This is a genomic window from Chamaesiphon sp. VAR_48_metabat_135_sub (assembly GCF_031418915.1).
Classification (GTDB): Bacteria; Cyanobacteriota; Cyanobacteriia; order Cyanobacteriales; family Chamaesiphonaceae; genus Chamaesiphon.
The window spans coordinates 1-9998 of sequence record NZ_JANOJV010000250.1 but is presented as its reverse complement, the minus strand read 5'-3'; the positions used below and the strand labels follow the sequence as shown (position 1 = coordinate 9998).

Genomic DNA, 9998 nt, shown 5'->3' with positions numbered 1-9998 from the left:
CCCAAACTACAACCGACCGATCTAGACGAATGGCTGCGATCGATAGGTTTGGTTAACCGCGACAGCAACAACAAACAAGCGAATCGACTACTGAGCCGAATGGGTGGAATCCAAGCCATCAAAACGGAGATTGCGTCTTTGGGAGTCAACCCCGACACTTACAGACAGGTAGATGGTTCGGGTTTATCCCGCAGCAATCGCGCAGAACCGATCACCTTTGTCAATCTGCTCAAGGGCATGTCAGGTAAGCCTGGAAATAAAATTTTCTACGATTCGCTGTCGATCGCCGGAATGAATGGCACGTTAAGCAATCGCCTCACAGATCCCTTCATTCAAGGTAGAGTCCATGCCAAAACCGGAACTCTCAAGGGGGTAAGAACGCTCTCTGGCTACCTAGACAATGCCAATTATGGCAAGATTGTTTTCAGTATCATGGTCAATCAGTCGGGATTATCGGGCAAGGTGATGACTAACGCGATCGACGAAATGGTTTTAGATTTAGCCCAAATGAAAAACTGTGCCTAAGCTGTTGAGCATCTATGAATGAGGGGTTTGGGGTTTAGATTTTCATACCCGATCGACCACAAACCGACCAGATAAATAACTCACCCCGCCGTCCCCCCGCAGCTAACCGACAGCCCGTCGGATGCCATCCCAAACAACAAAAACCCTCTTCCGCCCCATCGAGTACCTGAACTGCCTCCACAGCCGCTTGCCAGAGGACAATCCAGCCATCTTCAGCTAGAGATGCCAACACCCCACTTTTGGGCTGAAATGCCACATCGATCACATTGCCGCTACTGAGTTCTAGCACCCAACTCTCCCAGTCCAGAGGAGTGTTAACCCATACAGTCACCACTTCGCGGGTAGAAGCGGCTAGAAATGGCGGAAAATTCGCGGTAGGCGGCAGATCTGCCCAGGCTAAATGGCGGATTTTCCCAGGAAAACCGCTCATTCGAGTTGGGAAATCGGCTTCATCTGTTGGCTCTTCCTCTAGATACTTCACCTTTGACCAGTCCAATACACCGATACTGTGGTCGTGAATGGCACAGGCTAAATATGCCCCATCTGGCGACCAAGCCAGGGTACTAGCGGGGGAGTTTAATTCCCACTGGTATAGTCGAGCGTCCCAATTGTGGCTATTCCAAATGTGGATATCATTCTTGGTTGCGACAGCTAAATGATTGCCATCAGGCGACCAGCGGAGATCTTGGGGGGTAGCCGCTCCTGATAAATTTGTGACTACTTCAGCCCGATCTGCATCCCAAATCTGGACGGATTTACCCAGATTAAACGCCAGATGATTGCAGGTTGGACTCCAGACTAATCGATAGATCCAGGAGCTAGATTCGATTGTGTCGAAGAGTTCGGGGATCTCGCAGTCGATCCGCCATAAGCTAATATTGCCATCTAACCCTCCCGCAGCCAGCCATTTACCATCAAACGAGAAGGCTAAAGCGTCAATTGAATTACCCGTCGGCGGACACAAGGCTCTACCCACAAAACTCTTGACTAGGTGAACTTCGCCATTACAACAAGCAGCAGCTAAAGTATTATCAATCGGCGACCACGCGATCGCACTGACATAATCCGATAATTGGGTGGTCGCGCTCAACTCTAAAATTGGTTGTTCGATGATGTCTTCTTCTGTCATCTCTTTTTCTGTATTCATGATCGTTCCCACCTAGTTTGTCCATCGGGTCGATCGATCGGTGTAATCCCCACTGCGAGTAGTTCATCACGGATGCGATCGCTTTCCGCATAACGTTTTTCGGCTCTTGCTTGTTGGCGTTGTTGCAACAGTGATTCAATCCAGACCGAATCGACCTCTAACTCACTCTGTGATTGCGCTTGAACCTCCAATCCAAATACCTGAGCTAGCTGAATTAATGTCTGTGATTTCTGCTGTAATTGGATCTCTGATAATTCCTGTAAGCCTTTATAACAGCGCAAATTAAACTCTCGTTTAAGCGATTTAGCTAGCTCAAATAACACTGCCAATCCAGCCGCCGTATTAAAATCATCATCCATCGCCGCCTGAAATTGGGTGATAGCATTTACATCAAATTCACCCACACTCAATCCAATCGCAACATCGATTTTCTCCCAATCCAAAGTCAGCGCATCTTTGAGAGTTTGCCAGCCATTCTCAGCCGCCGTAATCGCCATTTCAGTAAAATCCAACGGCTTACGGTAATGGGCTTGAAGTACAAATAACCGAATCGCCATCGGATCGATCTGATGCGGACATCCCACCCATTTCCCATCCAACAAATCCCGAATCGTGGTGAAATTGCCCAGAGATTTGGACATCTTTTCACCATTCACCGTCACCATCCCATTGTGGAGCCAATAATTCGCCAACGGCTTACCCGTCAACACTTCTGATTGAGCGATTTCATTCTCATGGTGAGGAACTACCAAATCGCCACCGCCGCCATGAATATCGATACTTTCCCCCAGCCGCGATCGAATCATCGCCGAACACTCGATATGCCATCCAGGTCTGCCTTTGCCCCAAGGCGAATCCCAGGCAGGTTCATCGGGCTTGGCAGCCTTCCACAGCGCGAAGTCAAAAGGGTTTTGTTTCTTAGATTCTGGATCGTTGGGATCGACTCGTCCGCCTGCTCCGGCTTGCATCTGCTCTAACTTTCGCCCAGACAGTTTGCCATACTCCTCAAATCGTCGCACGTTATAATAAACATCGCCATCCACAGCATAGGCATAGCCTTGAGCTTCTAGAGCTTGAATCAAATCGTGGATGGCGGGGATATGTGCGGTGACGCGGGGATATTCATCCGCATCGAGGATATTTAACCGTCGAATATCTCTAAAATAAGCGGCAATATATCGATCGACAATAACTTCCATCGAGCTACCTTCTGCCTTTGCTCGATTCAAAATCTTGTCATCAATATCGGTGAAGTTTTGCAGATAGCGCACCTGATAGCCGCGCCATTGCAAATACCGTCGCACCACATCCCAGCCAATATAAGATCTAGCATGACCTAAGTGGCAATCGTCATACACAGTTACCCCACAACAATACATCGTCACCTTCCCTGGTTCAAGAGTAGTAAATGGCTGTTTGGTGCGAGTTAAAGTGCTGTAGATCGTGATACTCATGGTGAATACTGGCTGTATTAAAAGATAGAATTAAACCCCTGATACTTGATGAAAAAAGCAACTTCTCACGCCCGTATGACAGGCAACATCACCCACTTGTTCGATCTTTAGCAATAGGGTATCTGCATCGCAATCATAGTAAACAGATTTGACTTTTTGGATGTGCCCGCTAGTTGCTCCCTTGTGCCAAAGTTCGCTACGAGAGCGGCTCCAGTAATGGGCTTCTTTGGTGGCTAATGTTTGCTGAATTGATTCTTTATTCATCCATGCCATCATCAATACTGCCCCGTCCTGGTAATCCTGAGCAATTGCCGGAATTAGCCCATTTTCATTGAATTTTAGTCGCTCGATCCACATTAGATTTGAGTTCATTTTTATTATCTGGTTAAACATTCATTCAATCTTTGAAGTAGGGAAATTTTATCGAGTTTGCGTCCAATTAGTACAATCTGATTTTTTTGCGGAGTTGTCCATTCACTATCATCGATTGTGAATCGTTTACCACTAAGTTGGAATATATGCCGCAAAGGACTATCATCAAACCAGAGAATCCCTTTTGCTCGAAATATATTTTCTGTAAGTTGATATTCGAGAAACTGTTGAAACTTCTTCAACGCAATCGGGCGATTACTTTGAAAAGATATTGACATAAATCCATCATTATTTAGATGTTGAGAATCCACATCAATATTCGTCGCAGCCTTCTCAAAAAAATCTGGATCTGAAAGATTAGTATCAAGTATCAATGACAGCGGTACTTTGCCATGCTCCGATCGCAAAATCCGCGCCCCTTCTTTAACCGATTTCAAAAAATCTTCCGTTTTATTTGCCCTTTCGTGAGAAACTAGATCGGTTTTATTCAGGACGATAATATCACCACAAAAGATTTGATTGATCGCCACATCACTCTCGTAATGTTCTCTAGGGTTAAAAGTCTCTGCATCGACAACAGTAACGATCGAGTCTAAATGAGTAAATTCCCGTAAATCAGTACCTAGAAAAGTCAGTGCGATCGGTAATGGATTAGCAACGCCAGTTGTTTCAACAATCAGATAATCAACTCTTTCTTTTCTAATCAAAATTCGATAAACTGCATCCGCAAAATCATCATTGATCGTGCAGCAGATACAGCCATTCGTCAATTCAATCATATTTTTATCATCCTCATCACCACCAACCTTAACTAGCAGTTGACTGTCGATATTAATATCACCAAATTCGTTGACTAAAACAGCAACCTTATAACCCTCAAAGTTTTTAATAATATGGTTCAACAGCGTAGTTTTACCACTACCCAAAAATCCCGTCACGATCGTGACAGGTAACTTTTGTGGTGGTGCCTCAAGTGTATCTAACATAAATAAATTGAATATTAAAATACAAAGATATCTTCGATATCCGTAGTCGGTTTACCCTAGCCATTGGGCTAGGATAAAATCCCCTCCGAGGAGCGGCGTTTTTATTCTGGGGGAACCCCAGAATAAAAAAACGACAAGACAGGGGTGCCCGTAGGGCGGGGTGGGTAGATCCCCGCAGTAATTCAATCTAATGAAAAGATGCCCGATGACGAATGAGATCCATAAATTCCTGACGAGTCTTCGCATCATCCGCAAACACCCCCTGCATCGAACTTGTCACTGTCCACGAACCTGGCTTCTGCACCCCACGCATCACCATACACATGTGCGTCGCCTCAATCACCACCGCCACCCCCTGTGGCTTCAGCAACCCCTGAATTGCACCAGCAATCTGACTAGTCAATCGCTCTTGCACCTGTAACCGCCGTGCATACATTTCACAAATGCGGGCAATTTTGGACAATCCAATTACCTTTCCATTCGGAATATAAGCAACATGAGCGCGTCCGATGATCGGTAGAATATGGTGTTCGCAAGAGCTAAATAAATCGATATCCCGCACCAATACCATTTCGTTTGCATCCTCATGAAATACAGCTCCATTGAGCAATTCATCCAGAGATTGGTTGTAGCCAGAAGTCAGATATTTGAGAGCTTTAACAACTCGTTTTGGGGTGTCGAGGAGTCCTTCCCGATCTGGATCTTCGCCTAGCCCAATTAGCAATGTCCGCACTGCTTGTTGCATTTCTGCTTCCGAAACAGGAGATTTAGATTCAGTATTAATGAGTTGCTTACGGATATCGTCAGGTGAAATCGATAAAGTCATGAGTAAATTTAGATTGAATGGTTAGAGATGAACTATTGAATTCGAGATATGAATAACACGAAACTAGGCAAAACAGTCTGTTAACTGCTGTCGAAGACGATCTGCATTCAAATTGCGTCCAATAAAGACAAGCTGATTTTTTGGTGAAGATTGCCACGGCTCACCATCTAGCTTAAAACGAGCACCACTGAGTTGAAAAATATGCCGATCTTCACTATTTGTAAACCACAAAATTCCTTTAGCTCGAAAGACTTCTGATGGTAAGTGTGATTGTAGAAACGTTTGAAATTTCTTGACATCAAAGGGGCGATCTCCTTCAAAGGCGATCGATACAAATCCATCATTGTCTAAATGACTAGAATGGTGATGATGATGCTCATGGGCATGATGTTCGTGATTATGTGCATCATGTTTTTTATGTGCATGTTCGTGTTTATTTTCGTGTTCATGTTGATGAGCAGCGGGTGATTCATGAGCAGCATAAGTTTTGTGTTCGTGAGCATGATGTTTGTGACTATCTTGCTCAGTTTGCTCTATTTCTTCCTTAACTAAATCAGCATAATCATTTGGATTATTATACTCAACATCTAGAATTAGATTCAGTGGGACATTTCCATGCTCACTGTGGAGGATTCTCGCACCTTCTTTAACTGATTTAATATACGTCTCTACACTCAAAACCTGTTCGGTACTTGCCAAATCTGTCTTGTTTAAAATAGTGATATCCGCATAGGTGATTTGTTTAAATGCTGCTTCACTATCAAAGTGTTCGGGCGTAAATGTCTCAGAATCAACCATCGTGACGATTGAATCCAATCGCGTCATATCTCGCAATTCTGTTCCCAGAAATGTCAAGATAATCGGCAACGGATCGGCTACACCAGTGGTTTCAATCACCATATAATCAACCTTGTCTTCGCGCTCTAATACCTTGTAGACTGCATCTACTAAATCCTCATTGATCGTGCAACAGATACAACCATTACTCAGCTCTACCATCCCTTCATCGATCGACACCAGCAGTTGACTATCGATATTAATGTCACCAAATTCATTAACTAATACGGCGACTTTTAAGCCCTGGCGATCGCTCAAGATATGATTTAATAGCGTAGTTTTACCACTACCCAAAAAACCAGTAATAATTGTAACAGGCATTCCCCGTTTAGGAATTTCGAGTGTAGCTGTGGCTGGATGCGTTATTGTTTGAGTCATGCAATTTCCTTAAATTATATAGCAAGGCATTCAGTTAATTTCACTTTAATTGCCTCAGCGTTCAAGTTTCGCCCGATGAATACTAATTGATTAGCATTAGTTGGCGGCGATCTACTTGCGCTCATTTTTTCCACCCGAATGCTCTCCATCTCATACCGTTTGCCACTCATTTGGAAGATGTGCCGTAATTGACTACCCTGAAACTGAAGGATACCTTTAGCTCGATAAACATCTGGAGATAATCGATCGAGAAAGTTTTGAAACTTATCCAGAATTAGCGGGTAAATGCTCTCAAATGAAACTGCTATGAATCCATCATTCTCTAGATGATGGGAATGCTCATGACTCGATTCAGGTAAGCTGAGAGCAGTATCCCGATGATTAACTCCAACATCTAAAATTAAAGGTAATGGCACTCGTCCATGTTCAGTGGTAATAATTCGGGCATTTTGGGAGATCGATCGAATATAATTTTCCAACTTAGCCACGATATCAGCAGTAACTAAATCCGTCTTGTTCAATAAAATAATATCTCCAAAAATGAGTTGATTTAATGCCGCTTCACTACCGTAATGTTGCGAAGTAAATGATGATACGTCTACCACAGTCAACACCGAATCAACCCTAGTAATTTGGGATAAATCCGTAGTTGTAAAACTTCGCATGATCGGCAACGGATCGGCAATTCCAGTAGTTTCTATCACCAGATAATCGACTAATTCAGTCCGACTTGCGATCGCCTTAACTGCATCGACTAAACCTTGATTAATTGTGCAGCAAATACAACCATTAGCTAGTTGCACCATGTTTTCATCCACAGCTACTAATAATTGTGAATCGATATCGATATCACCAAATTCATTCACAATTACGGCAATTTTCAAACCTTGCTGATTGGTGAGAATATGATTGAGTAGTGTCGTTTTACCACTCCCCAGAAAACCCGTCACGATCGTTACAGGTATTTCATGTTGACGCTTTAGCACTGGTTCTAAACAACTCTGGATGACTGAATCAGGCATAATCACCTCCTTAACTTTGCAAATAAGTCTCAGTCAAATGACAGACTAATGCTCTCTTTTGCATCATTTGAAAAATGTTGTAAAAACCATTAGCCCGCGAGGGAGTCAGACTCACATCCAGTCCAGTTTGCTGAATAAAATGCGGCGTTAACTGCATGATTTCTGCTGGAGTCAATCCCGCTAATCCTTCCACCAATAAACCCACTAATCCTTTGGTGATTTGGGCATCAGAATCAGCCTGAAAGCTGACTTTGCCACCATCCATCGTCGCGATTACATAAACTTGCGATGCACAACCAGGGACGCGATTCTCAGGGATTTTCTGGTGATCGGGGAACGCCGGAAGACGTTTGGCAAAGTGAAGCAGGTACTCATACCGCCGTTTTGATTCCGATATCTGTTGGAAACGTTGGATAATTCGATCGAGCGCGGGTGGTAGTGGTTGGGAGACTGGCGACATATCAATCTGAGGCAAACCATGATTACAGGAATGATAACCATTATCATGATATCGGATTTTTAGCTGATTTCATAGGTAGAATGATAATCGTTCTTATATTCTAGCGATCGCCTACCGCCAAGCTAAATATTCATGCTCGACACATTAGCAGCACTCCCCGAATTTATCGATCTGGCAATTGTTGGGGCTGGCCCTCATGCCCTGACTCTAGCGACACATCTATTACAGAAAAAGAAATCCATGCGCGGACGGTTTCTCGCCTTCGATCCTAGTGGTACCTGGATGAGTCAATGGGATCGTCAGTTCGCCGCCTTCGAGATCCCACATTTGCGATCGCCAGCCGTCCATCAACCTGACCCCGATCCTCATGCCCTGCGTACCTTTGCCGCTCCCCGCCCCGACGAATTATTCGCGCCTTACGACTTACCCGGAACTCAACTATTTCGGGATTTCTGTCAAGAAATGATTCAGCGGTGGCAATTAGCCGATTGTGTCTATCCAGCTCAAGTTATCCGCGTCGAACCATGCACAGATCGGGGTCGGGCGCGATTCTGTCTGCACCTAGCCAATGGGCAAACTATGATCGCCCGTAGAGTGGTAATTGCTAATGGTGGAGCCGTGCGGAATGTCCCTGAGTGGGTGGGGCAAATTTCGACCAGTTATCCCCCAGATCGAGTCTTGCATTCTCAACAGATAGACCTGCGAGGATCGCGGCTCCAGGGCGAACGAGTCCTAATTATCGGGGGAGGTCTAACCAGTGGACATCTAGCGTTAGGGGCAGTTGAACGTGGCGCACAGGTGCTATTAATGTCTCGCCGCGATGTGTATGGCAAGCTATTCGATGCCGATCCTGGTTGGATTGGGCCGAAATATCTCAAAGGTTTTTGGGCAGAACCGGATTTACATACGCGCTGGCAGATGATTCAACAGGCGCGGAATGGCGGCTCGATGACTCCAATGGTGCTGTCCCAACTGCGGCGACTGGAGCGAGAGGGAAAAGTTATGTTCTACGAACAATGTGGGGTGTCCCAAGCTGAATGGAGTGATGATAGTTGGCAGGTACATTGTGATAATTCCGCCGTCCATGAGTGCATTCATCATCAAAGTATTGACCGAATTTGGGTCGCTACTGGCAGTCAGTTAGATGCGCGAAATCATCCTCTACTGCAAGACGTTTTGGCCGCTCATCCGTTAGAGATTGTCAATGGTTTACCCGTCGTTGACGAGTATCTGCGCTGGCAAGGTTGCGAACTATTTATTATGGGTGGTTTGGCAGCATTACGAGTCGGCCCAGCAGCACGAAATTTGTCAGGCGCGAGGGCTGCTAGCGATCGGATCGTACCAGCCTTAACAAAATCTAGCTTGGCATTAATGGGTTAGAGCTTTCGATCTAACGTTCCCGTCACATTGCCAACTGTTTTATGATTAAAAGATGCAAAAACTCACTATCACTCGACCTGACGACTGGCACCTTCATCTCCGCGATGGTGCGGCACTAAAAGCAGTTCTACCCCATACTGTGCGTCAGTTTGCCCGTGCCATCGTCATGCCAAATTTGAAGCCCCCAGTCCGCTTGGTCGCTGATGCTGCGGCTTACCGCGATCGCATCATCGCCGCCATTCCGGATGGCAAGCAATTTGAGCCACTGATGACACTCTACCTCACCGACAACACTAGCCCCAAAGAGATCGTCTCGGCCAAAGCCTCCCAGTTTATCAAAGCGGTGAAATACTACCCCGCAGGTGCAACAACCAACTCAGACTTGGGGGTGACGGATATTCGCAAATGCGATCGCGTCTTTGAAGCAATGCAGGAGGTAGATATGCCGCTATTACTGCACGGAGAAGTGACCGATTGCGATATTGATGTATTCGATCGGGAGAAAGTGTTTATTGAGAAACATTTGATTCCCCTCAAGGAGCGATTTCCCCAACTGCGTGTGGTATTCGAGCATATTACCACCTCAGATGCTGTCAAGTTTGTCCGATCTG

Annotated in this window: 11 protein-coding genes; 3 read left to right on the top strand and 8 right to left on the bottom strand. The window is 45.3% G+C overall.

All coding sequences use genetic code 11. The features are described from left to right. The coding region (locus RMO55_RS17535; protein ID WP_310428647.1) for a D-alanyl-D-alanine carboxypeptidase at positions 1-525 on the top strand (525 nt) is incomplete at its 5' end. Between the two features lie 34 nt (positions 526-559). Here the strand turns inward: RMO55_RS17535 and RMO55_RS17530 are convergent. The 8 genes from RMO55_RS17530 to RMO55_RS17495 all read right to left on the bottom strand — a co-directional run bounded on the left by RMO55_RS17530 (position 560) and on the right by RMO55_RS17495 (position 8007). Then, entirely contained in the window at positions 560-1672 is a 1113-nt protein-coding gene (locus tag RMO55_RS17530; RefSeq protein ID WP_310428645.1) for a WD40 repeat domain-containing protein, read from the bottom strand. Next, positions 1669-3126: a cysteine--tRNA ligase gene (cysS, locus tag RMO55_RS17525; RefSeq protein WP_310428644.1), complete on the bottom strand. Its 1458-nt coding sequence runs from the start codon at positions 3124-3126 to the stop codon at positions 1669-1671. Before cysS ends, RMO55_RS17530 begins: the two co-directional genes overlap by 4 nt. Before the next feature lie 30 nt (positions 3127-3156). Continuing rightward, positions 3157-3498 (bottom strand): phosphoribosyl-AMP cyclohydrolase, encoded by a 342-nt coding sequence (hisI, locus tag RMO55_RS17520; RefSeq protein ID WP_396134380.1) that lies wholly within the window; start codon positions 3496-3498, stop codon positions 3157-3159. A 5-nt stretch (positions 3499-3503) separates the two neighbouring features. Next, positions 3504-4484 carry a GTP-binding protein gene (locus RMO55_RS17515; RefSeq protein ID WP_310428642.1) on the bottom strand — a complete coding sequence of 327 codons (981 nt, stop codon included), beginning with the start codon at positions 4482-4484 and terminating at the stop codon, positions 3504-3506. Between the two features lie 187 nt (positions 4485-4671). Next, a complete protein-coding gene (gene folE / locus RMO55_RS17510) occupies positions 4672-5310 on the bottom strand; it encodes a GTP cyclohydrolase I FolE (RefSeq protein ID WP_310428640.1) in 639 nt (212 codons plus the stop codon). Positions 5311-5373: 63 nt separating this feature from the next. Then, a complete protein-coding gene (locus RMO55_RS17505) occupies positions 5374-6525 on the bottom strand; it encodes a GTP-binding protein (protein WP_310428638.1) in 1152 nt (383 codons plus the stop codon). Between the two features lie 14 nt (positions 6526-6539). Further along, entirely contained in the window at positions 6540-7547 is a 1008-nt protein-coding gene (locus tag RMO55_RS17500) for a GTP-binding protein (protein ID WP_310428636.1), read from the bottom strand. 10 nt (positions 7548-7557) lie between these two features. Further along, positions 7558-8007, bottom strand: coding sequence for a SufE family protein (locus RMO55_RS17495; RefSeq protein ID WP_310428634.1), 450 nt, complete (start codon positions 8005-8007; stop codon positions 7558-7560). A 132-nt stretch (positions 8008-8139) separates the two neighbouring features. Here RMO55_RS17495 and RMO55_RS17490 point away from each other — a divergent pair, with 132 nt between their 5' ends. Beyond that, positions 8140-9387, top strand: a complete 1248-nt coding sequence (locus RMO55_RS17490; protein WP_310428632.1) for a SidA/IucD/PvdA family monooxygenase — start codon at positions 8140-8142, stop codon at positions 9385-9387. Positions 9388-9439: 52 nt separating this feature from the next. Further along, positions 9440-9998: amidohydrolase family protein (locus RMO55_RS17485; protein WP_310428630.1), on the top strand; the 559-nt coding region annotated here is incomplete at its 3' end.